25 protein-coding genes and 2 tRNA genes are annotated in these 24,399 nt (G+C 66.3%); 9 read left to right on the top strand and 18 right to left on the bottom strand.

What is annotated here, in order from left to right; all coding sequences use genetic code 11:
* Window positions 1-75 precede the first annotated feature (75 nt).
* Entirely contained in the window at window positions 76-1,431 is a 1,356-nt protein-coding gene (locus ACH2CY_RS21810) for an ATP-binding protein (RefSeq protein ID WP_395021683.1), read from the top strand.
* Window positions 1,428-2,090 (top strand): response regulator, encoded by a 663-nt coding sequence (locus tag ACH2CY_RS21805; RefSeq protein WP_395021682.1) that lies wholly within the window; start codon window positions 1,428-1,430, stop codon window positions 2,088-2,090. Before ACH2CY_RS21810 ends, ACH2CY_RS21805 begins: the two co-directional genes overlap by 4 nt.
* Here ACH2CY_RS21805 and ACH2CY_RS21800 read toward each other — a convergent pair.
* The 9 genes from ACH2CY_RS21800 to ACH2CY_RS21760 form a co-directional block, all read right to left on the bottom strand.
* On the bottom strand, window positions 2,087-2,260 hold the full coding sequence (locus ACH2CY_RS21800; protein WP_395021680.1) for a hypothetical protein: 174 nt from the start codon (window positions 2,258-2,260) through the stop codon (window positions 2,087-2,089). The genes ACH2CY_RS21805 and ACH2CY_RS21800 overlap by 4 nt on opposite strands.
* A gap of 22 nt (window positions 2,261-2,282) precedes the next feature.
* Window positions 2,283-3,134 (bottom strand): PfkB family carbohydrate kinase, encoded by an 852-nt coding sequence (locus ACH2CY_RS21795; protein ID WP_395021678.1) that lies wholly within the window; start codon window positions 3,132-3,134, stop codon window positions 2,283-2,285.
* A 4-nt stretch (window positions 3,135-3,138) separates the two neighbouring features.
* Window positions 3,139-4,152, bottom strand: a complete 1,014-nt coding sequence (locus ACH2CY_RS21790; RefSeq protein WP_395021677.1) for an SIS domain-containing protein — start codon at window positions 4,150-4,152, stop codon at window positions 3,139-3,141.
* 79 nt (window positions 4,153-4,231) lie between these two features.
* On the bottom strand, window positions 4,232-4,561 hold the full coding sequence (locus ACH2CY_RS21785; protein WP_395021676.1) for a low affinity iron permease family protein: 330 nt from the start codon (window positions 4,559-4,561) through the stop codon (window positions 4,232-4,234).
* A 62-nt stretch (window positions 4,562-4,623) separates the two neighbouring features.
* A tRNA-Ile gene (locus ACH2CY_RS21780) sits at window positions 4,624-4,699 on the bottom strand.
* Between the two features lie 49 nt (window positions 4,700-4,748).
* Window positions 4,749-5,339 (bottom strand): NADPH-dependent FMN reductase, encoded by a 591-nt coding sequence (locus ACH2CY_RS21775; RefSeq protein WP_395021674.1) that lies wholly within the window; start codon window positions 5,337-5,339, stop codon window positions 4,749-4,751.
* Window positions 5,340-5,390: 51 nt separating this feature from the next.
* Complete coding sequence (gene rpoD, locus ACH2CY_RS21770) at window positions 5,391-7,370, bottom strand: RNA polymerase sigma factor RpoD (RefSeq protein ID WP_395021673.1); 1,980 nt, start codon at window positions 7,368-7,370, stop codon at window positions 5,391-5,393.
* 621 nt (window positions 7,371-7,991) lie between these two features.
* Window positions 7,992-9,926: a DNA primase gene (gene dnaG / locus ACH2CY_RS21765; protein ID WP_395021671.1), complete on the bottom strand. Its 1,935-nt coding sequence runs from the start codon at window positions 9,924-9,926 to the stop codon at window positions 7,992-7,994.
* Window positions 9,927-10,087: 161 nt separating this feature from the next.
* Entirely contained in the window at window positions 10,088-10,537 is a 450-nt protein-coding gene (locus tag ACH2CY_RS21760) for a GatB/YqeY domain-containing protein (protein WP_395021668.1), read from the bottom strand.
* A gap of 175 nt (window positions 10,538-10,712) precedes the next feature.
* Here ACH2CY_RS21760 and carA point away from each other — a divergent pair, with 175 nt between their 5' ends.
* A complete protein-coding gene (gene carA, locus ACH2CY_RS21755) occupies window positions 10,713-11,885 on the top strand; it encodes a glutamine-hydrolyzing carbamoyl-phosphate synthase small subunit (RefSeq protein WP_395021666.1) in 1,173 nt (390 codons plus the stop codon).
* Here the strand turns inward: carA and ACH2CY_RS21750 are convergent, their stop codons facing one another.
* Complete coding sequence (locus ACH2CY_RS21750; protein WP_395021664.1) at window positions 11,886-12,809, bottom strand: DMT family transporter; 924 nt, start codon at window positions 12,807-12,809, stop codon at window positions 11,886-11,888. It abuts the gene before it with no gap.
* Window positions 12,806-13,078, bottom strand: a complete 273-nt coding sequence (locus tag ACH2CY_RS21745; RefSeq protein ID WP_395021662.1) for a DUF1289 domain-containing protein — start codon at window positions 13,076-13,078, stop codon at window positions 12,806-12,808. The genes ACH2CY_RS21750 and ACH2CY_RS21745 overlap by 4 nt, the downstream gene beginning before the upstream one ends.
* 90 nt (window positions 13,079-13,168) lie before the next feature.
* Between ACH2CY_RS21745 and ACH2CY_RS21740 the strand changes: the two genes are divergently transcribed.
* From ACH2CY_RS21740 to ACH2CY_RS21730, 3 genes are all read left to right on the top strand, one after another.
* Window positions 13,169-14,839, top strand: coding sequence for an adenylate/guanylate cyclase domain-containing protein (locus tag ACH2CY_RS21740; protein ID WP_395021660.1), 1,671 nt, complete (start codon window positions 13,169-13,171; stop codon window positions 14,837-14,839).
* Window positions 14,840-14,964: 125 nt separating this feature from the next.
* Window positions 14,965-16,395 carry a DUF4139 domain-containing protein gene (locus ACH2CY_RS21735; protein WP_395021659.1) on the top strand — a complete coding sequence of 477 codons (1,431 nt, stop codon included), beginning with the start codon at window positions 14,965-14,967 and terminating at the stop codon, window positions 16,393-16,395.
* A 23-nt stretch (window positions 16,396-16,418) separates the two neighbouring features.
* Window positions 16,419-17,846: a DUF4139 domain-containing protein gene (locus tag ACH2CY_RS21730; RefSeq protein ID WP_395021657.1), complete on the top strand. Its 1,428-nt coding sequence runs from the start codon at window positions 16,419-16,421 to the stop codon at window positions 17,844-17,846.
* Window positions 17,847-17,983: 137 nt separating this feature from the next.
* Here ACH2CY_RS21730 and ACH2CY_RS21725 read toward each other — a convergent pair whose 3' ends face one another.
* On the bottom strand, window positions 17,984-18,769 hold the full coding sequence (locus tag ACH2CY_RS21725; protein ID WP_395021655.1) for a class I SAM-dependent methyltransferase: 786 nt from the start codon (window positions 18,767-18,769) through the stop codon (window positions 17,984-17,986).
* 53 nt (window positions 18,770-18,822) lie between these two features.
* Here ACH2CY_RS21725 and ACH2CY_RS21720 point away from each other — a divergent pair, with 53 nt between their 5' ends.
* On the top strand, window positions 18,823-20,115 hold the full coding sequence (locus tag ACH2CY_RS21720; protein WP_395021653.1) for a UbiH/UbiF/VisC/COQ6 family ubiquinone biosynthesis hydroxylase: 1,293 nt from the start codon (window positions 18,823-18,825) through the stop codon (window positions 20,113-20,115).
* Here the strand turns inward: ACH2CY_RS21720 and ACH2CY_RS21715 are convergent.
* The 6 genes from ACH2CY_RS21715 to ACH2CY_RS21690 form a co-directional block, all read right to left on the bottom strand.
* Window positions 20,112-20,492 carry a gamma-butyrobetaine hydroxylase-like domain-containing protein gene (locus ACH2CY_RS21715; protein WP_395021650.1) on the bottom strand — a complete coding sequence of 127 codons (381 nt, stop codon included), beginning with the start codon at window positions 20,490-20,492 and terminating at the stop codon, window positions 20,112-20,114. The genes ACH2CY_RS21720 and ACH2CY_RS21715 overlap by 4 nt on opposite strands.
* The gene (locus ACH2CY_RS21710; RefSeq protein WP_395021648.1) at window positions 20,489-20,689 is read right to left on the bottom strand and encodes a Trm112 family protein; all 201 of its coding nucleotides are present in this window, start codon (window positions 20,687-20,689) and stop codon (window positions 20,489-20,491) included. The genes ACH2CY_RS21715 and ACH2CY_RS21710 overlap by 4 nt, the downstream gene beginning before the upstream one ends.
* 10 nt (window positions 20,690-20,699) lie before the next feature.
* On the bottom strand, window positions 20,700-21,410 hold the full coding sequence (locus ACH2CY_RS21705) for an LON peptidase substrate-binding domain-containing protein (protein ID WP_395021646.1): 711 nt from the start codon (window positions 21,408-21,410) through the stop codon (window positions 20,700-20,702).
* Between the two features lie 15 nt (window positions 21,411-21,425).
* Window positions 21,426-22,364: a thioredoxin gene (gene trxA / locus ACH2CY_RS21700; protein ID WP_395021643.1), complete on the bottom strand. Its 939-nt coding sequence runs from the start codon at window positions 22,362-22,364 to the stop codon at window positions 21,426-21,428.
* Between the two features lie 101 nt (window positions 22,365-22,465).
* A complete protein-coding gene (locus tag ACH2CY_RS21695; protein ID WP_395021641.1) occupies window positions 22,466-22,999 on the bottom strand; it encodes a prolyl-tRNA synthetase associated domain-containing protein in 534 nt (177 codons plus the stop codon).
* A 161-nt stretch (window positions 23,000-23,160) separates the two neighbouring features.
* Window positions 23,161-23,586, bottom strand: coding sequence for an organic hydroperoxide resistance protein (locus ACH2CY_RS21690; protein ID WP_395021640.1), 426 nt, complete (start codon window positions 23,584-23,586; stop codon window positions 23,161-23,163).
* A gap of 147 nt (window positions 23,587-23,733) precedes the next feature.
* On the opposite strand from ACH2CY_RS21690, the gene ACH2CY_RS21685 reads away from it, so the two are divergent.
* Window positions 23,734-24,207 carry a MarR family winged helix-turn-helix transcriptional regulator gene (locus ACH2CY_RS21685; RefSeq protein ID WP_395021638.1) on the top strand — a complete coding sequence of 158 codons (474 nt, stop codon included), beginning with the start codon at window positions 23,734-23,736 and terminating at the stop codon, window positions 24,205-24,207.
* 117 nt (window positions 24,208-24,324) lie between these two features.
* A tRNA-Gly gene (locus tag ACH2CY_RS21680) sits at window positions 24,325-24,399 on the top strand.

The raw sequence follows: 24,399 nt of genomic DNA, 5'->3' as shown, positions 1-24,399 counted from the left end.
TACCGCGTCTTTGCTTGCCAATGGCAATGGCCGCGCCCAAACTTCCTCCTTCTTTCGGACGATAGGGAAAGCGCCATGAACCTGTTCGCCCATCTTGCCCTGAGGCTCGCCGGCGTCGTGCTACTCTGCCTCGCCGCTGCGATCGGCTGGGTGCTGATCGACTCCCACCGCAGCATCGAGAAGGAGACAGCGGCTTCGGCGGACCGCGTCGCGCGGAATCTGGAAGCGCTCTATTGGAAGGAGCTGCTCTGGCGCGGCGGCCTAAACAAGGAGCATATCGTGCCGCTGCCCGACTGGCAGACCATGGCGACGATGAAGGTGATCTCGCCCGGCGTCTGCATCACCTTCGCCCCGGCCAACGAGACGCCGAAGCGGCTCTGCAGCCAGCTGGAGGCGATCAGCGAACCGGCACCGGCCTGGTTCAAGGGCTTCTACGGCTGGATGTTCGGCGACTTCGTCCGCATCGAACAGCCGCTGAGCCCGCGCCAGCCGCTGGCCGGGACGGTCACCGCGCAACCCGATTCGGAAGCCGCGGTGCGCCAGGCCTGGCACCAGATCGAGATCGGGCTTTCCATCGCCGGGTTGATCGCGGCCGGGATCGGCGTGCTCTCGGCGCTGCTGATCGGGCATTCGCTGCTGCCGGCGCGCAGCATCGTCGCCGGTTTGAAGCGGCTGGAGAACGGCGACTTCTGCCATCGCCTGCCCGCCTATCGCACCGCCGAGTTCAACCAGATATCCCGCGCGGTCAACGATCTCTCGGCACGCCTGGCGGACACCACGGCGCAGCGCGTGGCGCTCACCAACCGGCTGTTCCAGGTGCAGGAGGAAGAGCGCCGCGCCTTGGCGCGCGATCTCCACGACGAGTTCGGCCAGTGTCTCGCGGCGGTCGGCGCGCTGGCGACCGTGATCGAGATGGAGTCCCGGGCTGACCGGCCGGATCTGGCACAAGACGCGCGCTCGATCATAGAAACTTCGAAGCGGATGACCGGGACCCTGCGCGGCGCCCTCGCCCGCCTGCGTTCGCAGGAGGTCGAGGAACTGGGGCTGGAAGCGAGCCTGGCGCAGCTGGTGGCCGGCTGGAATGTGCAGGCGGCACCGCAGGCGACCTTCCATCTCGACGTTAGAGGCGATCTCGCCGAAGTGCCGCGGGCGACCGCGCAGAACATCTATCGCATCGCCCAGGAATGCCTCACCAACGCGGTGCGCCACGGCAGCCCGCAAGACGTGCGGCTGCAGGTCGAGCGCGGCGCGAATGTCGTGGCCTTGAGCGTCGAGGACGACGGCGGCGGCAGCCCGGCGAAGCTCGCCCATGCCAACGGTTACGGCCTGCTCGGCATCCGCGAGCGCGTGACCGCCTTGGGAGGCAGTCTCTCGATCGACGCCGCGCCGCGCGGCGTGCGCGTGGCAGCGGTCATTCCCCTGGCGGCATGAGCGAGCTCAGCATCCTGCTGGTCGACGACCATCCAGTGGTGCGCGAAGGCTATCGGCGGCTCTTGGAGCGCACGCCGGGCTATCGCGTGGTCGCCGAGGCCAGCGACGCCGCCTCGGCCTATCAGGCTTATCAAAAAGCGAAGCCCGATGTGGTGGTGATGGATCTCTCGCTGCCCGGCATCGGCGGGATCGAGGCGCTGCGCCACATCCGGCAATGGGATCGCGACGCGCGGATTCTGATCTTCACCATGCACAGCGGCGCGCAATTCGCCTTGAAAGCGTTCGAGGCCGGCGCCGCCGGCTATGTCACCAAGGGCAGCGATGCCGCCGAACTGGTGAACTCGGTCGCGATCGTCGCCAAGGGGGGGCGCGCCATGAGCGACGACGTCGCCCGCGAGATCGCCGCCGAGCGGCTGGCGCATCCGCAGTCGCAGCTCGATGAATTGAGCCCGCGCGAGACCGAGATCTTGCGGCTGATCGCCTCGGGCTGGTCGGCGGAGGAGATTTCGGCCTCGCTGCACCTCAGTCTCAAGACGGTCCGCAACTACCACTACCAGATCAAGGGCAAGGTCGGCGCGCGGACCGACGCGCATCTGGTCTGGCTGGCGATCGGCGCGGGATTGGTCGGCGACGTGGCGGCCGGCCGCGGATCGGCCTAGGCCGCGTCGAGCTCTTCCCGCATCCAGGGCAGGAAGCCGTCGAGGAAGCGCGTCGCCGCCGGCATGAAATAGGAACCGTGGTGATAGAAGGGATCTAGGCTGGTGAGCACGATCCGGCCCGCGGTACTGACCTGGTCGATATAGAGGATCGGCTGGCCGCTTTCTGTCAAGCCTCGCGAAGCGGAGCGCGGCTCAGCGCGCGATCACCGCGGCGTATTTGTCGAGCAGCCAGTCCGGGATGCGCCGCGCCTGCTGCGGAAAGCCGCCGAGGTGAAGGCAGGTCTGCGCCGCCGCCGCCGCGGCTTCGCGCAGGGCCGCCGCAGCCGGTCGATTTCCAACGAAGGCCGCGATAAAGGCCGCGATGAAGCAGTCGCCGGCGCCGCAGGTATCCAGGACGGCGACCGGCGTGGCCGGCGCATGCAGCAGCCGTCCGTCGGCGCCGCGGAAGAAGGCGCCGCGGCTGCCGCAGGTGATGACGACGTCGCGCGCGCCGGCGCGGTTGAGGCGCGCGGCGATGGGCTCGACCGGGGCGTCCGGCGCTTCCGGGCCGGAGGCGAACACCAGGGGCACGCCCTCAAGCGGCAGGCTGTCATGGGCGGTCGAGAGATCGAGGCTGAACGGCACGCGATCGGTCGCGAGGCGGCGCACCAGGACCGGATTGGCATTGAGTCCGAGATGGACCCAGTCGGCCTTCGCGATCTTCGGATAGTCCGGCTCCCTGGGCAGGTAGTCCTTGCCGACGCCCAGTTCCTCCAGCACGAAGATGCGGTCGCCATCCTGCTCGCGCAGCAGGGTCACCGCGGTCGGACCCGCGCGGCGCTCGACGTCGTCCAGGGCGAGGCCGGCCTTGGCGATCGCGTCCAGCAGGATCGCGGCCTCGGCGTCGTCGCCGACCGCCCCGAAATAGCGCGCCGGCAGGCCGGCCCTGCGCCAGTGGGCGGCGACATTGAGGGCGCAGCCGCCGACGGTCAGCACCGCCTTGGTGAGATAGACATCGAGGCAGTTGTCGCCGACGGTGACCAGGTTTGGCGCGCGCTCCGCCATCGCCTCAGTATTCGACCTTCTTGTAATAGCGGCGCGTGGTCAGCGGGTGGTTGCGCAGCACCTCGAGATGCGCACTCAGGCGCTCGAGCAGCGTGGCGAGGATCACCGGCGAGATCAGGCGGCGGGTCTCGGCGGAGATGCCGGGGAGCGCCACGGAAGCAGCATCGAGGACGCGGACCTTGTCGGTGAAGCGCTTGGCGAAGGCCTCGACCCGTTCGGCCAGCGGACGGGCGGCATCCTCGCCCTTGAAGACGAAGACGCTGAGGCCCGGCTCGACCAGCTCCAAAGTGCCGTGGAAGAAGTCGGCGGCGTGGACGGGGCGGGTGCGGATCCACTGCATCTCTTCTAGGATGCACATGCCGTAGTAATAGGCCTCGGGCCAGACCGAGCCCGCGCCGGTGAAGATGTGATAGCGCTCGTCCTTGATCTCGGCGGCGAGCGTCGCCGCCTTGCCCTCGAAGGCGGCCTTGGCCTCGACCAGCAGACCGGGGAGTTTTTGCAGCTCGGCCGCGGTCGCGTCGTAATTCTTGAACTCGCCGCGCTCGGCCATGATCGCCAGGACGATCAGCAGGGTCTGCAGGTAGAACATCTCCGACGAGGTGTCGTCCTCGGCGAAGTTGCTGAAGTTGTGATCGGCGCCCTGGGCCAGCGGCGAATCCTGGTGTCCGGTGAGCGAGAGCGTGCGCACGCCGCGGCCTTTGAGGAAGGCGAGCAGCGCGAGGCTTTCCTTGGTCGTGCCGGAGAGCGAGGGGATGACCACGAGGCTGTTCTTGTCGAGCGCCGCCGGCGGATCGATCACGACCTCAGCCGGATAGGCGCCGGCGACCGGAAACCTCGAGCGGTGCCCGGCAAGCTCGATCGCCGGATGGGTCAAGAGCTGCACGCCGCCGGTCCCCATGAAATAGAGCCGGTCGACCCCTTCGCCCAGCAGCTTCTTCACCAGCGCCCGTACCTCGCCGGCGATGGCGACCGCCCCGGTCTCGATCTTCACGAAGCGATCCGCATCGAAATTCAGCATGAAACCCTTCCTCATGATGTCTCGGGAAGGGTTCTAGCGCAGCGCCGGCGGTTTTTCACCCAGCTTCGGCGCCGGGTCTTCAATCCTGCAGATTGTCGTGCTCCCGGCGCTTCTCGATGACTTCCGGCTCCTCCTCGTCGAGATGGGTGACGTCATCCCGGGTGGCGGGGGTGGCACGGATCAGGGCATCGAGCTTGGCGTGAATCGCTTGCGTGTCGCGATGCTCCGCGCGCTGGATGCAGAGGGTCATCAGCCAGGTGGCGAGGGTCGCCATGCCGTGCCAGTCAAGCGTCTCCCGCTCGAAGACCAGCCACGACACCGTGTAGAGCAGAAACACGGCGAAAGCCCAGGGACTGGCGGTCCAGACCCCAAAGGTGGTGAGCGCATGGGCGAGCGGGTTCGAGTGCATAGGAGCCCAACAGCGCAGGGGCGTTGGGGTTCCGGAGGGCGCATAGCCGATGAAGCGAAGGGTGGTGGGCCCGGCCGGATTCGAACCGACGACAACACCGTTATGAGCGGCGCGTTCTAACCGCTGAACTACAGGCCCTCAACCCTGGGAAGCGATACCAGATAACCGGGCTCCTGGCCAAGACACCTCAATACGGCGGCGGCTTCCTTCCGCGCTGTGCCTTGGCGGCTTCGGTCCACCAAGCGAGGTCGTCGGCGAAGCGGGGGAAGGCGCGTTCCAGGGCGGCGCCGCCTTCGCCGATCGGTTTCGCGTTCTCGTCGAGCGATTTGCCGATCCCACCGACCCCGATGGTGCTGGAGATCACCACCATGCCCATCTCGGAGAGGATGCCGTGCCAGGTCAGGGCCGAACGGACGCCGGAGAAGCGGCCGGCCGAGTAGCTGACGATAGCGGCGGGCCGCCAGAACCATTCCTCCAGGAAATGGTCGGTGAGGTTCTTCAGGCCCGGCTGCGGGCCCCAGTTGTATTCGCCGGTCACGAACACGAAGGCGTCGGCGCTCTTGATCTTCTGAGCCAGAGTCTCGAGCGCCGCCGGTGCCGTCCCGGGAGGGCATTCCTTGTACATGCGGTCGAGGATCGGGAGATCGATCGCCTTGGCGTCGATCAGTTCGACGTCATTGCCGCGGGCCTGCAATTGGGCGACGGCGTAGTCGGCAAGCCGGATTCCCATCCGGTCACGCCGGTAAGAGCCATAGAAGACCAGGATCCGGTCACCCATTGTCGCCCCCTAAAGCAAGAAGCCGGGCGATGCGCCCGGCTTCTGTTTGGCTCAGGTATCCAGGAAGCTCCGCAGCTTCCGGCTCCGGCTCGGATGCTTCAGCTTGCGCAAGGCTTTGGCCTCGATCTGGCGGATGCGCTCGCGGGTGACCGAGAACTGCTGGCCGACTTCCTCCAGCGTATGGTCGGTGTTCATGCCGATGCCGAAGCGCATGCGGAGCACGCGTTCCTCACGGGCGGTGAGCGATGCCAGAACCCGCGTGGTGGTCTCGCGGAGATTCGCCTGGATCGCGGCGTCGAGCGGGAGGACGGCGTTCTTGTCCTCGATGAAGTCGCCGAGATGCGAATCTTCCTCGTCGCCGATCGGCGTCTCAAGGCTGATCGGCTCCTTGGCGATCTTCAGGACCTTGCGGACCTTCTCGAGCGGCATCAGCAGTTTCTCGGCCAGCTCTTCCGGGGTCGGCTCGCGGCCGATCTCGTGCAGCATCTGGCGGCTGGTGCGGACCAGCTTGTTGATGGTCTCGATCATATGCACCGGGATGCGGATGGTGCGCGCCTGGTCGGCGATCGAGCGGGTAATCGCCTGCCGGATCCACCAGGTGGCGTAGGTCGAGAACTTGTAGCCGCGGCGATACTCGAACTTATCGACCGCCTTCATCAGGCCGATGTTGCCTTCCTGGATCAGGTCGAGGAATTGCAGGCCGCGGTTGGTGTATTTCTTGGCGATCGAGATGACCAGGCGCAGGTTGGCCTCGACCATCTCCTTCTTGGCGCGCGCGGCTTCGCGCTCGCCCTTCTGGACCACGTTGACGATGCGGCGGAAGTCGCCGATCGGCAGGTTCACCTGCTCGGCGATTTCGGCGATGTTGCCGCGGATGTTCTTGGTCTCGTCCTTGTGGTCGGCGGCGAGGTTCTTCCAGCCCTTCGAGGTCAAGCGGCCGACCTTGGCCAGCCACTTCGGATCCAGCTCCGCGCCGTAGTAGCGCTGCAGGAATTCCTCGCGCTTAACGCCGGCCTTCTGCACCAGGCGCAGCAGCTGGCCTTCCATGCTGATGAGCTTCCGGTTGAGGTCGTACATTTCCTCGACCAGGAACTCGATGCGGAAGTTGTTGAGCTTCACGGTGCGCATCAGCTCGACCATCTCGAGCTTCTGCTTCTCGTAAGCCTTCTCGCTGCGGGGATTGAGGTCCTCGCCGGCGCGGATCGTCTCCAGGCGCTTTACCTGGACCTTCTCCAGCTTCTTGTGCAGCGCCGCGATCTTGTCGAAGGTCTCCATGACCTGCGGCAGGAGGGTCTGCTCCATGGCGGCCAGCGAGAGGTTGGCTTCCTCGCCTTCCTCGGCGCCTTCGCCTTCCGGCTTCGGCTCGCCCTCGGCGCCCTCTTCGGCCTCCTCGGCCTCTTCCTCTTCTTCCTCGTTGAAATTGGCACCCGGGCCCTCGAGCGAGGTGCCTTCCGGCAGATTGCCGCCCATGGTGGCGTCGAGATCGATGATGTCGCGCAGCAGCAAGGCGCCGGCCTTGAGCTTCTCGCGCCATTCGACGATCGACTTGTGGGTGAGCGGGCTTTCGCCGATGCCGCCGATCATCATGTCGCGGCCGGCCTCGATGCGCTTGGCGATGGCGATTTCGCCTTCGCGGGACAGCAGCTCGACCGAGCCCATCTCGCGCAGGTACATGCGCACCGGATCGTCGGTGCGGCCGACATCGGCATCGTCGAGATTGCCGACGGCGCGGGATTCTTCCTGCTCGCCTTCGCCGGCGGGCTGGGCCTCGCCCTCGCCCTCGTCGGCTTCCTCGTTCTCGACGACATTGATGCCCATGTCGCTCAACATGGTATGAATGTCTTCGATCTGATCGTTGGTCTGGCCCTGCGGCAGGCTGGCGTTCAGCTCGTCGAGGGTGACGTAACCGCGCTCCTTGCCCTTGGCGAGCATCTTCTTGAAGGCCGCAGTGAGGCCGTCCATCAACGGGCCGTCCTGGGCCTCGTCCTTGGATTTCACCGGTTCCGGCTTGGCCTGCGGTTTCACTGCCATCTAATCACCACTCGCTTTCGATCCTGAAGACGCGCGCCCGACCCTTCGGTGGGACTGCACGTCACGCACTGGCCAATCCGTCGCTTCGACCCGCTGGGAACATCCCGATCTTTGGTCGTCCCGATCTTGGTCGTTCGGGGCTGTCGAGACGTTCGCGCGCCGCCGCTCCATCCAAGCGGTCTAACCGGGCGCAGCTCTCGAACCCTGTACGCACCTCGTCCGCTCCCGCAGCACGCCCATCACGTGCAAAAGCCCCTCCTCGGCCCGGGCCAATGCCGGCCGGCGGAAGGGTTCCTTTGCTGCTGCCGGTCCGCGCCGCAGACCGCCGAGGGCGGCGGAGAGCCTAGGTCCCTCAGATGGTTCTGCAATGCGCCTGAATCAAGGCGCTGCGGACGGGCCGGCTGGTCTATAATGGCGGCCTCCGGCTTGTCAAGCAGACCCACCCGAAGTGCCTAAGCCGCAAGGCCTTTATCAACAGATTCGCTCACAAATTCCGTCCCCTGGGCTGGATTCCCGCGGCGCGGGATCCGGCATGGTTAACCCCCGGGTTGGGAGGCCGGTTCCGACCCCGCCGCCGCAGCGATCATACAGCCCACGGGCCTGGCCGGGGCTGGTTCGGCCCTAGTGAACACCCCGCGCCGGCGTCTCATAGACCGGGTCGAGGTCGCGGCGGCGGCTTTCCGCCTCCAGCAACAGGTCCCGGAGGGTCTCGAACCGGCGCCAATTGTCCTCGGAGGGATCCTCGGCCCAGAGCTTGCCGGCGCTGTCCCGCTCGGCCCGTAGGTCGTGCTCGTGCAGGATCCCCAGGACGTGCAGCAGCCCCGCCTCGGCGGCCTCTTCCTCGGCGATCGGCAGGGTGAAGCGCAGCGCATGGGTGCGGAAGGAGAGCGTCTCCAGGTAGTCGCCGAAGCCCTCCTGGACCAGCTGGCTCCAGAGCGCGGTGCCGCTGATGTCCGGCACCTCGATCGCGATCCGGACCAGGCGGTTGCGGAAGCGGGCCAGCTGGCTGTCGCCGATCTCCAGCGACTTCAGGTTCTCGATGTATTTGTGCAGGAGATCCGGGTGATGGATGACCGTCATCAGGAAGGCCTCGACCGGAAGTCTTCGGACAGAATGCCAGCCCTGCTGCAGGGCCTCGCCGCCGAATTCCTTGTAGAATTGCGGGAGGAAGCGCCAGTCGAAGAAGGAGTAGTTGCGCCCGTCGGCGCCGGTCATGCCGTCGTCGCGGAAGCTGCGCTGCCGCCGCGCGCCGGGTGCCATCCGCGCGCCGCCGACTTCGCCGCCGGAGATCTGCTGCAGCATGCCCTGGAAATGCCCGCGGTATTCCTCGCGGGTCGGCTTGTCGGCGATCAGGTTGGTGAGATGGTTGATGTCGGCGCGGAAACCCGCGCGGCGCTCCGGCGTGTCGAGCAGCCGCTCCTTGCGCAAGATGGTCCAGAGGATTCCGGAGAGCGGCGTCTTGCGCGCATCGAGATAGGCACGGAATTCGCCCGCCGAATGCTTCTTCAGGAAGGAGTCGGGATCCTCCTTGCCGCCGCTCTCCTCGTTCACGAGGTTGATGAAGTTGAGCGACAGGCCGGGCTTCAAGATCGGCAGCACGCGCTCGGCGACCTTGGCGGCGGCCTTCTGGCCCGCCTCGTCGCCGTCGAAGCAGAGGATCGGCTCGGGCGCCAGGCGCCAGAGCACCTCGATCTGCTCTTCGGTGAGCGCCGTGCCCAACGGTGCCACCACCTGCGGGAAGCCGGCCTGGGCCAGCGCGATCACGTCCATATAGCCTTCGACGACGATCACCTCACCCACATCGCGCGCCGCCTTCTGGGCGAAGTTCATGTTGTAGAGCTGGCGGCCCTTGGAGAAGAGCGGCGTCTCCGGGGAGTTCAGGTATTTCGGCTTCTCGTCGCCGAGCACGCGGCCGCCGAAGGCGACGATGCGGCCCTTGGTGTCGGCGATCGGGAAGATCACGCGGTTGCGGAACCGGTCATAGGTCGGCCCGCCATCCTCCGGCTTGATCAGCATGCCGGCTTCGATCGCGAGCGCTTCGGGGATGTTCAGCTTGGCCAGATGGTTCTTGAGCGAAACGCGGCTGTCCGGCGCGAAGCCGAGGCGGAAGCGGTTGATGGTCTCGGATGTCAGGCCGCGGCGCTGGAAATAGCCGGTGCCGGGGCTGCCCGCGAGTTGCGATTGGAAGTAGGCGCAGGAGGCTTCCATGACGGTGCCTAGGCTGGCCTGGCGCTCGGCGCGCTCGCGGTCCTGCGGCGTGTCCTTGGGCACCTCGAGCCCGGCTTCCGCGGAGAGACGCTCGACCGCGTCGCGGAAGTCGAGGCCGTCGGTCTGCATGACGAAGGTGATCGCATCGCCATGGGCGCCGCAGCCGAAGCAATGGTAATGCGGCTCGTCGTCGTCATAGACGTGGAAGCTCGGGCTCTTCTCGTTGTGGAAGGGGCACAAGCCCGTCGCCTGCTTGCCGCGGCGGTTGAGGCGCACCTTCTTGCCCACCAGGTCGAAGATCGACAGGCGGCGGCGCAGCTCATCCAGAAAGGCCGGCGAAAAGGCCAAGGGTTCTCCGTGTCTGGTTTGTTGATCGCTGTCGTCGGACAGGATCCACAAAATCCGACACTAGACCAAATCAGAGTTCATCGCGATTCCAACAGCCGACAAATAAACCGCTGGGGAAAAGTGTTCGGATAACTCGAAGAATTAGGTGTGAATAACCCGGCTTACCCGCCGAGCTTGGCCTTCAGGGCCGGGCCGACTTTGCTGAAATCCATGCGGCCGGCGTAACCCGCTTTCAGAGCGTTCATCACCTTGCCCATGTCCTTGATGCTGGTGGCACCGGCGTCGGCGATCGCCTTGGCGATGGCGGCTTCCTGCTCCGCGTCCGAGAGCTTCTTCGGCATGTAGCGCTCGATCAGGTCGATCTCGGCCTGCTCCTTGTCCACTAGCTCCTGGCGGCCGCCCTGCTTGTAGAGCTCGATCGATTCCTGGCGCTGGCGCACCATCTTCTGCAGCATGTCGATGATCGCGGCTTCGTCGATCTGGGCCGCCGGGCGCGCGGCGATGTCGCGGTCCTTCAAGGTGGACTGGATCATGCGCAAGGTGGAAACCGACGCCTGGTCGCGCGATTTCATCGCCGTCTTCAGATCCTCGTTGAAACGCTCGCGCAGCATGGCGATCTCGGTCCTTCGGTGCGGGAAAGGATTGAACCTAAAGGATTCGCGCCCGCCTGACAATTGCGCGGGCCGCATACAAGCCATTGATTTATCGGCTGATTTATCCGGAGCGACGGCTTGACGCTCGCGGCGTGAGCGCTTAGAACCCGGCAACCTCGAAAGGACACTGCCCATGGGCGCCGCGCCCGGATCCCTCGACGATACCCCGAAGCCGACCGCCGTTCTCGTGCTGGCCGATGGGACCGTCATCAAGGGCCGTGGCCTCGGCGCCGAGGGCAAGGCGGTGGGCGAGGTCTGCTTCAACACCTCGATGACCGGCTATCAGGAGATCATGACCGATCCTTCCTATGCCGGACAGATCATCACCTTCACCTTCCCGCATATCGGCAATACCGGCGCCAACCCGGAAGACATCGAGACCGTGACCCCCGCGGCGCGCGGCGCGGTGCTGGCGACCGACATCACCGAGCCCTCGAACTGGCGCGCGGCGCAGCATTTCGATGCCTGGCTGAAGTCGCATCGGCTCCCGGCCATCGCCGGCATCGACACCAGGGCGCTCACCAAGAGGATCCGCGACGGCGGCGCGCCGAACGGCGTCATCGCGCATGCCAAGGACGGCGTGTTCGACATCCCGGCGCTGGTCAAGGAAGCGAAGGCTTGGCCCGGGCTCGACGGGATGGACCTCGCCAAGGACGTGACCTGCCGCCAGACCTATCACTGGGACGAGGCGGGCTGGTCCCTGGGCGGCGGCTATGCGAAGCAGACCCAGCCGAAGCTCAAGGTGGTCGCGATCGACTATGGCGCCAAGCGCAACATCCTGCGCTGCCTTAGCTCCGCCGGCTTCGACGTGACCGTGGTGCCGGCGACCGCGAGCGCCGACGATGTGCTGCAGCACAAGCCGGACGGCGTGTTCCTGTCGAACGGCCCCGGCGATCCGGCGGCGACCGGCACCTATGCCGTGCCGGTGATCCAGGCGCTGATGAGACAAGAGCTGCCGATCTTCGGCATCTGCCTCGGCCACCAGATGCTGGCATTAGCCTTGGGCGGCAAGACGCGGAAGATGGCGCGCGGCCATCGCGGCGCCAACCATCCGGTGAAGGACCTGGCGACTGGAAAAGTCGAGATCACCAGCCAGAACCACGGCTTCGAGGTGATGGCGGAAAGCCTGCCGAAGAACGTCAACGTGACCCACGTCTCGCTGTTCGACGGCACCAACGAAGGCATCGAGGTCAGCGGCAAACCGATCTTCTCGGTGCAGTATCACCCGGAAGCCTCGCCCGGCCCGCAGGACAGCCACTATCTCTTCCAGCGCTTCGTCGAGAAGATCGAGGCGCGCAAACGGTAGCTATTCGGGCTCCGGCACAGCCTCCGCGCGGTTCTTCAGCGCGGGCACGACCAGCACCAGGGTCAACGCCGCCAGCACCAAGGCGAGTGCCGCGATCTCCGACCAGCCGATGCGCTCGCCGATGAACCAAGCGCTGGATATGACGCCGACCACCGGGATTGCCAGCGTGCCGATCGCCGCGATTGAAGCCGGGTAGAGCGAGACCACCCGGAACCAAGCCCAGTGGCAGTAGATCATCGGGATGACCGCGGCGTAGGCGACCGCGATCCAGGCGGTCGTGCTGACGCTGCCGGGATCGAAGCCGCGGTCGAACAGCGCGGCGCCGACGAAGATCGGGATGCCGCCGAGCAGCATCTGCCAGCCCGCCAAGGCCGCCGTGGGAATCGTGAAGCGGTAGCGCTTCAGCGCCACCGTGCCCGAAGCCCAGGAGATCGCGGCCAGGATCATGAAGATGGGTCCCGCGGGCCGCGAGACGATGTTGGCCCAGTCCGGCACCACCAGCACGGCGAGGCCCGCAGCGCCGATCGCCAGCGCCGCGACGGTCAGGCCGGTCAGCCGCTCGCGGGTCCAGATCGCCGCGATCACCGCGGCCCAGAGCGGCATGGTGAAAGCGAGGATCGAGGCGCGGCCCGGCGCCATATGGTGCACGCCGAGTGCCGAGAAGATGTGCCAGCCGGTGATGTTGCCGAGGGCCGAGATCAGCAGCGGCCGCCGCTCTTCGCGCGGCACGTAGAGGCTGTAGCCGAAGGCGCGGCAGATCGCGAGCAGGCCGATGCCGCCCACCAGCAGGCAGATGGTGCGGAAGGCCCAGACCGGCACCTCGTTGACCGAGAGTTTCATCGCCGGCCAGTTGATGCCCCAGAACAGCGTGATGCTCACCAGCAGCAGGAAGCCGGTGCGGTTGCGCGCGGCAGCGTCGTTCACAACCCGGACCGTTCTTTCCGTCCGGGGAGCGCGGCCAGGATCTTGTTGCGCTCATCGGGGGTCGAGATGATCCAGTCGCGGATCTCGTCGAGGGTCCGCAGGCAACCGACGCAATAGCCGGTCATCGGGTCCATCTGGCAAACGCTGACGCAGGGCGAGGCCGGGCCGCTCGCCAGCATCATCCGGCGCTCGGCGCGGCGGCGCTGGCGTTCCGCCTGGCGCTCGGCGGCGAAATCCCTGAGCAGCGGCTTCGGCGATTCCTCGGCCATTACCGCCTACGGAGAGTGTGGTTTTGGTCGTATTTCATGCCCGAGGCTCTTATCATGACGCTTGGCATGTTGCCAAATCGGGAGCGCCGCTTGCCGGCCAATTCGACACTACTCCTGGGACGTGTGCGGCTGGCGACCGGCCTCATCCTGTTCTTCTATGTGCTGACCCACAACCTCAACCACGCGCTCGGCCTCATTTCGCTGGAGGCGATGGATTGGGGACGGATCCCGTTTCTCGCCTTCTGGCGCTTCCCGCCGATCGAGATCCTGTTCCTGCTGTCGCTGGTCACGCATTTTTCGCTCGGCATGCGCGCGCTCTACAACCGGCACAGCCTGCGCATGCCGGTCTCGGAAGGCGCGCAGCTGATCCTCGGCCTCTCGATCCCGCCGCTGCTCACCCTGCATTTCCTCGGCACCGCGGTCGCGCATTACGCCTTCGGCCTCGACGACGCCTATGAGGAGACGGTGCTGGCGCTCGCCTCCAATCCGGTCCTGGTCGCGGTCCAGACCGCGGCGGTGCTGGTCACCTGGATCCACGGCTGCATCGGCCTCGCCTTCTGGCTGCGGCTGAAGCCCTGGTATCCCAAGGCGCGGGTCGCGCTCTATACGGCGGCGCTGCTGATCCCGCTGCTGGCCCTGCTCGGCTTTTCCCAGGCGGCGCGCGAAGTGCTGTCGCTGGCCCAGCAGCCGGGCTGGTTCAAGGACATGGCGGCGCGTCGCAACCTGCCCGGGCACGAGGCGGTCGAGGCGCTCTATTTCTGGCTCAACATTTCGCTGATCGGCTACGGCGTGATCGTGGTCGGCGTGCTGGCCACGCGCTACACCCGCGACTGGCTGATCCGGCATCGCGCGATCCGCGTCGCCTATCCGGACGGCCGCGTGGTGAACATCCAGCCGGGCAGCACGATCCTGGAGGCGAGCCGCATCGGCAACATCCCGCATGCCGCGGTTTGCGGCGGACGCGGCCGCTGCTCGACCTGCCGGGTGCGGATCCTCGCCGGCGATGCCACGATGCCGCCGCCGAGCATCGAGGAATTGAAGGTGCTGGCGCGGGTCGGCGCCGCGCCCGGCACCCGCCTCGCCTGCCAGGCCAAGCCGCAGGGCTATGTGAAGGTGGCGCCGCTGCTGACCTCGACGGCAGGCCCCAGCCAGGCCCAGGCGCGCAACGATTTCCATTCCGGCAAGGAGCGCGAGATCGCGGTGCTGTTCGCCGATATCCGCGGCTTCACCCAGTTCTCCGAGCAGCGCCTGCCCTATGACGTGGTGTTTCTGTTGAACCGCTATTTCCGGGCGATGGGCGAGGCGGTGATTGCCGCCGGCGGGCATCTCGACAAGTTCATCGGCGACGGCGTCATGGCCCTGTTCGGCGTCGACGGCAAGGGCGGCAACGCCGCGGCGCAGGCGCTCGACGCCGCGAGGCGCATGTCGATCAACCTCGCCGAGATGAACGCGGGCTTCGGCGAGGAGCTCAAGGCCCCGCTGCGGATCGGCATCGGCATCCATTTCGGCCCGGCGATCGTCGGCGAGATGGGCTTCGGCAACATCCAGACCCTGACCGCGGTCGGCGACACCGTGAACACGGCGAGCCGGCTGGAGACGGCGACCAAGGAACTCAATTGCCAGCTGGTGGTCTCGCAGGCCTTGCTGGAGGCGGCGAAGCTCCCGGGCGAGATCGGCCGGGCGCATGAAATCGAGCTCCGCGGGCGCAGCGCCACGCTTCACGTTTGCGCGATCAAGAACGCGGCGACGCTGGAGCTCTGAGAATGCAGGTCGCGTGACGGCGCACACGGTCGGGCGCCTTGCCGCTGCCGTCACGCCGCCATAGTCTTGCCGGGATCGGTCGGCATCGTCATAAAGCTCGACACACCGGGGAACTCGGAGGCAACGTGATCCCGACATCGACTTTGGCGCGCGTGGCACTGCTCGCGGCGACGCTCACGACGACGCAGGCTTTCGCCGACGAGGTTTCGGTCGGCACCGACCAGCAGACCGGCGTCGCGGTCACCATCTACAATTCCGATCTCGCGCTGATCCGGGATCAGCGCAAGGTCGACCTGAAGTCCGGCCTCAACGAACTCGCCTTCATCGACGTCTCCGCCGCGATTCGTCCGGAAACCGCACTGCTCACCGCGCAAGGCGGCGGCTTCACCGTCACCGAGCAGAATTTCGATTTCGACCTGCTGACGCCGCAGAAGCTGCTGGAGAAATCGGTCGGCGGCACGATCCGCGTCATCCGCACCAACCCGACCACCGGCGAAGATTCGTCCGAGGAGGCGAAGGTGCTCTCGGTGGCGCAAGGCATGGTCGTGCTGCAGATCGGCGACCGGATCGAGACGGCCATGCCCGGCCGGCTGGTGTTCAGCGCCGTGCCGCCGAACCTCCGCGCCCGCCCGACCCTGGTCACAAAGGCGCTGAGCGAGAAGGCCGGCCCCACGACCGTCGCGCTCTCTTATCTCTCGCACGGTCTATCCTGGCGGGCCGATTACGTCGCCTCGCTCTCGGCTGATGAGAAGACCCTCGACTTGAACGGCCTGGTGACTCTGACCAACCAAAGCGGCGTCACTTACAAGGACGCGAAGCTGCAACTGGTCGCGGGCCAGGTGAACCAGGTTCAGGAATACATGGAGCTGCAGATGGATATCCAGCAGGCAGCCGGTGCGCCAGCGGAGAGCCCGCCGGCCATGACCCAGGAACAGGCCTTCGAATATCACCTCTATCGCCTCTCGACGCCGGTCACCATCCAGCAGAACCAGACCAAGCAGGTGGCGATGATGGCCGCCGCGGGCGTGCCGGTGAGCAAGCAATACCTGCTCACCAATGCCGCGGATGTCTGGAACCGCTACGGTTATGACTACGGCGAGAGCGCGCGCATCAACGCGACCGTCAAGCTGAAGTTCGTGAACGACGAGAAGTCGCAGCTCGGCATGCCGTTGCCCAAAGGCATTGTCCGGGTCTACAAGGCGGACAGCCAGGGCGAAGCGGTCTTCGTCGGCGAGGATTCGATCGACCACACGCCGAAGAACGAGGATGTGAGCCTCACGCTCGGCCAGGCTTTCGACATCACCGCCCGCACCAAGCAGACCGACTACGAGCGCCTCAGCGATCGGATCTTCGAGAACGAGTACGAGATCGAGATCAAGAACGCCAAGAGGGAGGTCGTCACCGTCGATCTGCGCGAGCACATGCCCGGCGAATGGAAGATCCTGAAGGAGAGCCAGGCGCACAAGAAGCTCGACGCCTATACCGCCGGCTGGCTGGTCAACGTCCCCGCCGAGGGCAGCGCCAAGCTCAGCTACCGCGTCCGGATAGAGTTCTGATCTTGAGGAGTATTGGAGGCATCATGATCCCGACATCATCCATCGCCCGCGCCGCCCTGGTCGCGGCCGCGTTCACCGCAGCACCGGCGCTCGCCGAGGAAGTCTCGGTCGGCACCGACGCGCAGACCGGCATCGCGGTCACCATCTACAACTCGGATCTGGCGCTGATCCGCGACCAGCGCCAGGTCGACTTGAAATCCGGCCTGAACGAGCTCGCGTTCGTCGATGTCTCGGCCGGGATCCGACCGGAGACCGCACTGCTGACCGCACAGGGCGGCGGCTTCCAGGTCACCGAGCAGAATTTCGACTTCGACCTGCTGACGCCGCAGAAGCTGCTGGAGAAGTCGGTCGGCAGCACCATCCGCGTGATCCGCACCAACCCCACCACCGGCGCCGATACGTCGGAGGACGCCAAGGTGCTCTCGGTCGCCGAGGGCATGGTGGTGCTGCAGATCGGCGACCGGATCGAGACCGCGGTGCCCGGCCGCCTGGTGTTCAGCAGCGTGCCGGCGAACCTGCGCGCGCGCCCCACCCTGGTCACCAAGGCGCTCGCCGAGAAGGCCGGGCCGACCACGGTCGCGCTTTCCTATCTTTCGCGCGGGCTCGGCTGGCAGGCGGACTATGTCGCCTCGCTCTCGGCCGACGAGAAGACCATCGACCTGAACGGGCTGGTGACGCTCACCAACCAGAGCGGCGTCACCTACAAGGACGCCAAGCTGCAGCTGGTCGCCGGCGAGGTGAACCAGGTGCAGGACATGCTGCGGCGCGATGCGATGCCGGCGCCGATGGTCGCCGAGAGCGTGGCCGCGCCGAAGATGGTGCAGGAGCAGGCCTTCGAATATCACCTCTATCGCCTGGATACACCGGTCACCATCCAGCAGAACCAGACCAAGCAGGTGGCGCTGATGGCGGCGAGCGGCGTGCCGGTCACCAAGCAGTACCTGATCACCGACGCCGCCAATGTCTGGGGCCGCTACTCGACCAGCTTCGGCGAGGCCGACCGAGTGAACGCGACGGTGAAGCTCAAATTCGTCAACGACGAAAAGTCGAAGGTCGGCGTGCCGCTGCCCAAGGGCATCGTGCGGGTCTACAAGGCGGACAGCCAGGGCGACGCGGTCTTCGTCGGCGAGGATTCGATCGACCACACGCCGAAGAACGAGGACGTGAACCTGACTCTCGGCCAGGCCTTCGACATCACCGCCCGCGCCAAGCAGACCGACTTCGAGCAGATCAGCGACCGGGTCTATGAGAACGAGTACGAGGTCGAGATCAAGAATGCCAAGGCCGAGAAGATCACCGTCGACCTGCGCGAGCAGATGCCGGGCGACTGGAAGATGATCAAGGAAAGCCAGGAGCACAAAAAGCTCGACGCCCATACCGCCGGCTGGCTGGTCGAGGTGCCCGCCAACGGCAGCACCAAGCTGACCTATCGGGTAAGGATGGAGTTCTAGTTCTCGGCTCGTCGGCGAGATTCATCAGTCGCACCCCCACCCAACCCTCCCCCAAAGCTGGGGGAGGGGCTTCTTTCTTCTCCCTCCCCCGTCTTCGGGGGAGAGTTGGGGTGGGGGTGCCGCGAACTGGATGCGGCCTAAAGCTTGCGCCCCCAGCTCGCGACGACCCGGTGCGGGACCTGCATCGGGTCGTCGGGAAAACCGCGTGACAACATCGCCGCGTGCTCGGCGTCGAAGGCGGCGACCTTTTCCGGACTCAGGCTGGCGGCGCTGACCCCGGCGGAGGCGCGGATCCGGCCGCGCCAGGCTTCGTGGCCGTAGGGGATGTCGTAGTCGACCGAGAAACTCTCGCGGCTGCCGAAGCCGGCATTGGCGAGATCGCGCATGTAGCGCACGCCGCCGGCGTGGTAGTTGCCGAGGGTCCAGGCCGGGTTGTGCTTCTCGATGAGCCGCTCGGTCGCGGCGACGACGTTGCCCGCCAACGGCAGCCAGGCCAGCATCGCGATCATGAGATGCCCGCCGGACTTCAGCACCCGCTTCGCTTCCGCCGCGGCGAGATCGCCGTCGAACCAGAACCAGCAGGTGCCGGCGCTGATCAGATCGAAATGCGCGGCCGGCTGGCCGGTCGTCTCGGCCTTCGCCTGCACGTAATCCACCGAGACGCCGGCTTCGGCATCCAGCGCCTTGGCCTGCGCCATCATCTCCGGCGCGATGTCGAGACCGGTGACGATGCCGCCGCGCCGGGCGAAGCCGCGCGCCAGCGTGCCGGTGCCGGTCGCGAGATCGAGCACGCGCATGCCGGGCCGGAACAACCCGGACGCTTCGATGCGGTCGAAGAACCAGTCGGGGAAGCCGGCGCGATGCTTGGCATAGTCGCCGGCCGCTTGGTTCCAGTCGGTCTTAAAGCTCAAACCCACAGTCATGCGTCCATTTTGCTTCTGGACAGGCGAAATGCAAGCCGGGCAAGGTGCCTTGCATGATGCGCAGGAACTCCTCTCCGGAAATCGCGATCGTCGGCGGCGGCATGGTCGGCATGACCTTGGCCGCGGCCACGTCGGGCGCAGGAATTCCGACCACCTTGATCGAAGCCGAACCGCTGCCGGCGATGACCGAAGCGACCTTCGACGGCCGCTCCTCGGCCATCGCCTATGGCTCGCAGCAGGTGCTGGCGGGAATCGGCGCCTGGCAATATCTCGAGGCGGACGCCTCGCCCATTCGCGAGATCCGCGCCTCCGACGGCGGCTGGCGCTCGGGCCTCGCGAGTGCCGCGCATGAAAGTCCGTTCTTCGTCCACTACAGCCACCGCGACCTGCCGGCAGGCGCCGTCGCGGCCGGGACGCAGCCGCCGTTCGGCTGGATCGTCGAGAACCGCGCGATCCGCCGCGGGTTGCTGAAGCGCCTCGCCGAGACGCCGAACCTCACGCATATCGCGCCGGCGCGCGTCGCCGAGGTCGAGTTCCAGAGCGGCGCGGCCGCCTTGCGGCTGCAGAACGGCGACGAGATCCGCGCGCGGCTGGTGATCGCCGCCGATGGCCGGCATTCCGCGGTAAGGCGCTATGCCGGGATCGGCTTCAAGGAGTTCGGCTACAACCAGACCGCCATCGTCTGCACCGTCGCGCATGAGCGCGACCACCGCGGCGTCGCGCATGAGAACTTCCTGCCCGCCGGGCCTTTCGCGATGCTGCCGATGACCGACGGCGAGGATGGAGCGCACCGCTCTTCGATCGTCTGGACCGAGGATCCGCGGATCGTCCCCTGGCTCTTGAGCCTGGATGACGCGAGCCTGGCATCGGAGATCGAACGCCGCTTCGGCACCACGCTCGGCAAGCTGACCCCGATCGGCCCGCGTTTCTCCTATCCGATGCGGCTGCTGCTGGCGGATGCCTATGCGCGGGACGGCGCCGTTCTGGTCGGCGATGCCGCGCATGCGATTCACCCGGTGGCCGGCCAGGGCTTCAACCTCGGCGTCCGCGACGTCGCGGCCTTGGCGGAAGCGCTGGTCGACGGCCATCGCCTGGGCCTCGATCTCGGCAGCCTGGCGGTATTGGAGAACTACGCGCGCTGGCGGCGGTTCGACAACCTGCTGCTGACCGGATTCACTGACGGGCTGGTGCGGCTCTTCTCCAACGACCTACCGCCGGTCCGGCTCGCGCGCGACCTCGGCTTCTTCGCCTTCAACCTCGCCAAGCCGCTGAAGCGCATGGCGATGAAACATGCCATGGGCGTGGTCGGCGACCTGCCGCGGCTGGTGCGCGGGTTGCCGCTTTAAGGCTCGCGCTTGAGGCCTCGCTCTTCCAGCGCGCGCAGGTAGGCGGCGAAGAGCTCGTCGGCATGCTTGCCGAGGCCGTAGAGATAGCGCCAGGTGTAGATGCCGGTGTCGTGCAGGTCATCGAACTTGATCCGGATCGCGTAATTGCCGACCGGCTCGACGGCCATGATGCCGACATGGCGGCGGCCGGTGACCAGGGTCTTCTGCCCGGGTCCATGGCCTTGCACTTCTGCGGAGGGGCTTTCGACCCGCAGCAGCTCGGCCGGGAAGCGGAACTTCGAGCCGTCGTCGAAGTCGATCTCCAACGCCTTCTCCTGGCTCTTCAGCCGGATCTCGAGCGGCCAGACCTGGCGGACCTTCGGAACCTCGAAGGTCATGCGCGCATCTCGTCGTCGGTCAGCGGCCGCGCCTCGTCGGCCAGCATGATCGGGATGCCGTCGCGGATCGGGTAGGCGAGGCCCGCCTGTTTGCTGAACAGCTCCTGCTTCTTCGCGTCATAGATCAGCGGGCCCTTGGTCAGCGGGCAGACCAGGATCTCAAGCAGCTTGGGGTCGACGGCGACGGGGTCGGACATCAGCTTGTCCTCAATGAAAAGGCCGCTGGTCGTCGGTGCGGCCGCGCACCGCGAGCTCGAACAAAGCCAGCAGCATCTCGCCCAATTGCACCAGGTCGCGGCATTCGAGCAAGGCCTGCTTCTCGTCCGGCGAGAAGGGGCAGAGCATCGCCAGCGAGATCACCAGCTGGCGGTCGGCCATGGCGTCGATCGCCTTCCAATCGACGGTGGCGCTGCGGGTCTCGAAATAGCCCTTCAAGGTGGCGATGAAGCGGGCGCGGCCGGCCAGCGTGTAGTCGTCCTGGACGATGTCGCCGGCAAAGGGCGCGAAATCCGGCTCGACCAGGCGGAAGCCTCCGGCGTCGCGCGGCAGCTCGTTGCGGATCTGGAAGCGGATCAGGCCGGAGAGTGTCACCTGGTAGCGGCCGTCATCGGTTTCCTCGAAGGATATGATGCGGCCGGCGCAGCCCACCTGCTCCACCTCCGGCTGGAAGTCGGGATCGGTCTTGCGCTCGATGCCGCGCTGCTTCGGCTGCACCATGCCGATCAGGCGATCGGGCTGGGCCAAAGCGTGGCGCGTCATCGCCAGGTAGCGCGGCTCGAAGATGTTCAAGGGCATCCGCCCGCCCGGCACCAGCAGCGCGCCGGTCAGCGGGAAGATCGCCATGCTGCGCGGCAGCTCGGCGAAGCCGGGATCGAAGCTCGAACGCGACTTCACCGTCTCCGGCGACTCCGAGCCCATGGGTGCCGCCTCTCGTTACGAGAACATCAGCGAGGAGAGCTTCCGGCGGCCGGCCAGGGTCATCGGATCGGTCGGGCCCATCGCCTCGAAGAACTTCACCAACTGCTTCCGCGCCGCTTCCTCGTTCCAGGCGCGATTGGCCTTGAAGATCTCCAGCAGCTGGTCGATCGCCGCCTCGCGCTCGCCGGCGGCGAATTGCGCGACGGCGAGATCGTAGCGCGCCTCGAAATCCTTCGGGTTGGCGTCGATCCGGGCCTGCAGCTGCTGGGTCTGGCCGGCGGCCTTCTGACCCGCCTCGGCCAGCTCGAGCTGGCTGGCGGCCGAAGCGACCGCGGGGTTCTTCAGGATCTCCGGGGTGACCCCGGCCAGCATCTCCTTGGCGCCGGCGAGATCGCCGGTCGCGATCGCGCATTTGACCAGGCCGGCGATCGCCTTGGCGTTGTCGCTCTCATGGTCGAGGACCTGGCCGAAGATCGCGCTGGCGGCGCCGTAATCGCCCTCGGTAAACGCGGCTTCGGCCTGTTCCAGCGCCTCGTCGACCGGCGAGGGGCCCTGGCCGGCGGCGCCCATCTTGGCGAGGCGCTGCACGAACTGGCGGAGCTGGCCTTCGGGCTGCGCGCCGACGAAGCCGTCGACCGGGCGGCCCTGGAAGAAGGCATAGACTGCGGGAATCGACTGGATGCGAAGCTGGCCGGCGAGGGCCTGGTTGGAATCGACGTCGATTTTCACCAGCTTGACCGCGCCCTTGGCTTCCTTGACCACCTTCTCGATCAGGGGTCCCAGCGTCTTGCAGGGCCCGCACCACGGCGCCCAGAAATCGACGATCACCGGAACCTGCATCGAGGCGTCGAGCACGTCCTGGGCAAACTTGTTCTGGTCGCTGTCCTTGATGAGGTCCGCGGCATTCGCGCCGGCCGGGCCCGCCCCGGGCGCGCCGCCGATCAATTGGTCCATAGTCATGCTCCGATTGCGCTATTGGCCTTATAGATGGCGCGTCCCGGCTTTCCGATCAAGCCTCGGATTATCAAGGAAAATTCGCCCGTCTTATCCGCGTCTTATTGGCCGGCGTTGACCGGGACCGCGATCAGCTGGGCCGGATGCCCCTCGGCCTCGAGGAAGCGCAGCAGGTCCTTGGGCGCCAAGGCCGTGGCCTTGAAGTTCACCAGCGGATGGGCGTGCAGCACGTCATGGCGCATCAGGTCCTGGTCCAGCACCATCTTCACCGCCTTGCCCTTGTCGTTGATGACGGCGAAAGGCGTCACCGCGCCGGGAATGACGCCGAGATAATGCATCAGCCGGTCCGCCGAACCGAAGGAGAGCTTAGCGGCACCGCCGGTGGCACCGGTCAGCTTCTCGCCGAGGGCTTTGAGATCGACCCGCTTGGATTCCTCGACCGTCACCAGCCACATCTCTTCCTTTTTGTTGCGGAGGAAGAGGTTCTTCACATGGCCGCCCGGCAGCTGGCCGCGCAGCTCCTTCGATTCCTCGACCGTGAAGACCGGCGCGTGGTCGACCGTGTGGCTGGAGATGCCGAGTGTCGCCAGCCGTTCCAGCAGCTGGTCGGGGCTGGTCGGCAGGTTCTTCTGCATCTCGTATGGATCCTTGGGGGGATCTTGGCTGACTTCGGACATGATGGCTTAAAACCTTGGTGAGCCTGAAAACGAAAACGGGCCGGCAAGGTATCGGCCGGCCCGCTCTGGCGCAACCACCGTCCTGTGAGGGCGAGACGGCGGCGGCTTTGTGTTGATGCTCAGACGACGTTCAGCTGCTTCTCGATGTTGTTCCGCGTGGCATTGGAATACGGGCAGACCTGATCCGCTTCCTCGACCAGCTGTTTGGCCGCGGCCTTATCCATGCCCGGGAGCGAGACGTCGAGCTTGGCGGTCAGGCCGAAGCCGCCTTCGGAGCGCGGGCCGATGCCGACCGTGGTCGTGACCGTGGTATCGGCCGGAATGGGCTGCTTCTTCTGCGAAGCCACGAATTTCATCGCACCGATAAAGCAGGCCGACCAGCCGGAAGCGAAGAGCTGTTCCGGATTGTTGCCCGTGCCGCCGGCGCCGCCCAGTTCCTTCGGGGTCGAGAGCTTCACCTTGAAGCTGCCGTCCTTGGTCGCGGCTTCGCCGTCGCGGCCGCCGGTCGCGGTTGAGGTCGTCGAATAGAGCACATTCACGGACATGGGAGGTTCTCCTTCGGGGGTTTGATTTCGTGCTGGCGGAAATTACATAGTAGACAATTCAATTGTGCGCAATTAAAATCTCGTGACAGCGGTCACACTGCTTCCGAAAACCAAGGCTCCGGCGGCCGAAGGATCAAGGAGAGGAAGATGACAAAGGTTTCACAAAGCATCCGGGCGGGTGACGTCCTCAAGCTCGACAACCAGCTCTGCTTTGCGGTCTATGCCGCGGCCCATGCCTTCAACGCGACCTATAAGCCGCTGCTGGAGCCCTTGGGGCTCACCTATCCGCAATACCTGGTCATGCTGGTACTGTGGCAGGAGGACCGGGTCACGGTGTCGGCGATCGGCGGCCGGCTGGGGCTGGATTCCGGCACCCTGACCCCGCTGCTGAAGCGGCTGGAGGCGGCCGGGCTGGTCAGCCGGCTGCGCGACGCGGCCGACGAGCGGCAGGTCCGGATCAGCCTGACGGCGGCCGGGCGGGCCCTGAAGCAGAAGGCCAAGGGCATCCCCCAGGACCTGTTCTGCGCGCTGGGCCTCAACCTCGGCGAAATCACGGCGCTCCGGGGCAAGCTCGAATCGCTGGCCGCCAATCTCCGGGCCCATGCGGCCGAGTCCGCCTAAATCTTTGAAGAAAAAGGGCCATTGGCCGCTTGCAAATGGAAATCCGGCCGCTATGATGCGCGCCGCTGCCCGGCCGGGACACCCTTCCCGGCCCTCTCTATAATAGGCAGACGGAGCGCGGGCGTAGCTCAGGGGTAGAGCACAACCTTGCCAAGGTTGGGGTCGAGGGTTCGAATCCCTTCGCCCGCTCCA

Source organism: Dongia sp. (assembly GCF_041905885.1).
Taxonomy (GTDB): domain Bacteria; phylum Pseudomonadota; class Alphaproteobacteria; order Dongiales; family Dongiaceae; genus Dongia.
This window is presented reverse-complemented; position numbering and strand designations above follow the sequence as displayed.

What these genes read in the sequence shown, in the direction of transcription:
- ACH2CY_RS21785 (WP_395021676.1), bottom strand. Translation starts at nt 4,561, where the DNA reads ATGCACTCGAACCCGCTCGCCCATGCGCTCACCACCTTTGGGGTCTGG.
- ACH2CY_RS21760 (WP_395021668.1), bottom strand. Translation starts at nt 10,537, where the DNA reads ATGCTGCGCGAGCGTTTCAACGAGGATCTGAAGACGGCGATGAAATCG.
- ACH2CY_RS21810 (WP_395021683.1), top strand. Translation starts at nt 76, where the DNA reads ATGAACCTGTTCGCCCATCTTGCCCTGAGGCTCGCCGGCGTCGTGCTA.
- ACH2CY_RS21690 (WP_395021640.1), bottom strand. Translation starts at nt 23,586, where the DNA reads ATGTCCGTGAATGTGCTCTATTCGACGACCTCAACCGCGACCGGCGGC.
- ACH2CY_RS21805 (WP_395021682.1), top strand. Translation starts at nt 1,428, where the DNA reads ATGAGCGAGCTCAGCATCCTGCTGGTCGACGACCATCCAGTGGTGCGC.
- ACH2CY_RS21720 (WP_395021653.1), top strand. Translation starts at nt 18,823, where the DNA reads ATGATGCGCAGGAACTCCTCTCCGGAAATCGCGATCGTCGGCGGCGGC.
- ACH2CY_RS21695 (WP_395021641.1), bottom strand. Translation starts at nt 22,999, where the DNA reads ATGCAGAAGAACCTGCCGACCAGCCCCGACCAGCTGCTGGAACGGCTG.
- carA (WP_395021666.1), top strand. Translation starts at nt 10,713, where the DNA reads ATGGGCGCCGCGCCCGGATCCCTCGACGATACCCCGAAGCCGACCGCC.
- ACH2CY_RS21705 (WP_395021646.1), bottom strand. Translation starts at nt 21,410, where the DNA reads ATGGGCTCGGAGTCGCCGGAGACGGTGAAGTCGCGTTCGAGCTTCGAT.
- rpoD (WP_395021673.1), bottom strand. Translation starts at nt 7,370, where the DNA reads ATGGCAGTGAAACCGCAGGCCAAGCCGGAACCGGTGAAATCCAAGGAC.
- ACH2CY_RS21775 (WP_395021674.1), bottom strand. Translation starts at nt 5,339, where the DNA reads ATGGGTGACCGGATCCTGGTCTTCTATGGCTCTTACCGGCGTGACCGG.
- ACH2CY_RS21685 (WP_395021638.1), top strand. Translation starts at nt 23,734, where the DNA reads ATGACAAAGGTTTCACAAAGCATCCGGGCGGGTGACGTCCTCAAGCTC.
- ACH2CY_RS21715 (WP_395021650.1), bottom strand. Translation starts at nt 20,492, where the DNA reads ATGACCTTCGAGGTTCCGAAGGTCCGCCAGGTCTGGCCGCTCGAGATC.
- ACH2CY_RS21710 (WP_395021648.1), bottom strand. Translation starts at nt 20,689, where the DNA reads ATGTCCGACCCCGTCGCCGTCGACCCCAAGCTGCTTGAGATCCTGGTC.
- ACH2CY_RS21730 (WP_395021657.1), top strand. Translation starts at nt 16,419, where the DNA reads ATGATCCCGACATCATCCATCGCCCGCGCCGCCCTGGTCGCGGCCGCG.
- trxA (WP_395021643.1), bottom strand. Translation starts at nt 22,364, where the DNA reads ATGGACCAATTGATCGGCGGCGCGCCCGGGGCGGGCCCGGCCGGCGCG.
- ACH2CY_RS21745 (WP_395021662.1), bottom strand. Translation starts at nt 13,078, where the DNA reads ATGGCCGAGGAATCGCCGAAGCCGCTGCTCAGGGATTTCGCCGCCGAG.
- ACH2CY_RS21790 (WP_395021677.1), bottom strand. Translation starts at nt 4,152, where the DNA reads ATGCTGAATTTCGATGCGGATCGCTTCGTGAAGATCGAGACCGGGGCG.
- ACH2CY_RS21795 (WP_395021678.1), bottom strand. Translation starts at nt 3,134, where the DNA reads ATGGCGGAGCGCGCGCCAAACCTGGTCACCGTCGGCGACAACTGCCTC.
- ACH2CY_RS21725 (WP_395021655.1), bottom strand. Translation starts at nt 18,769, where the DNA reads ATGACTGTGGGTTTGAGCTTTAAGACCGACTGGAACCAAGCGGCCGGC.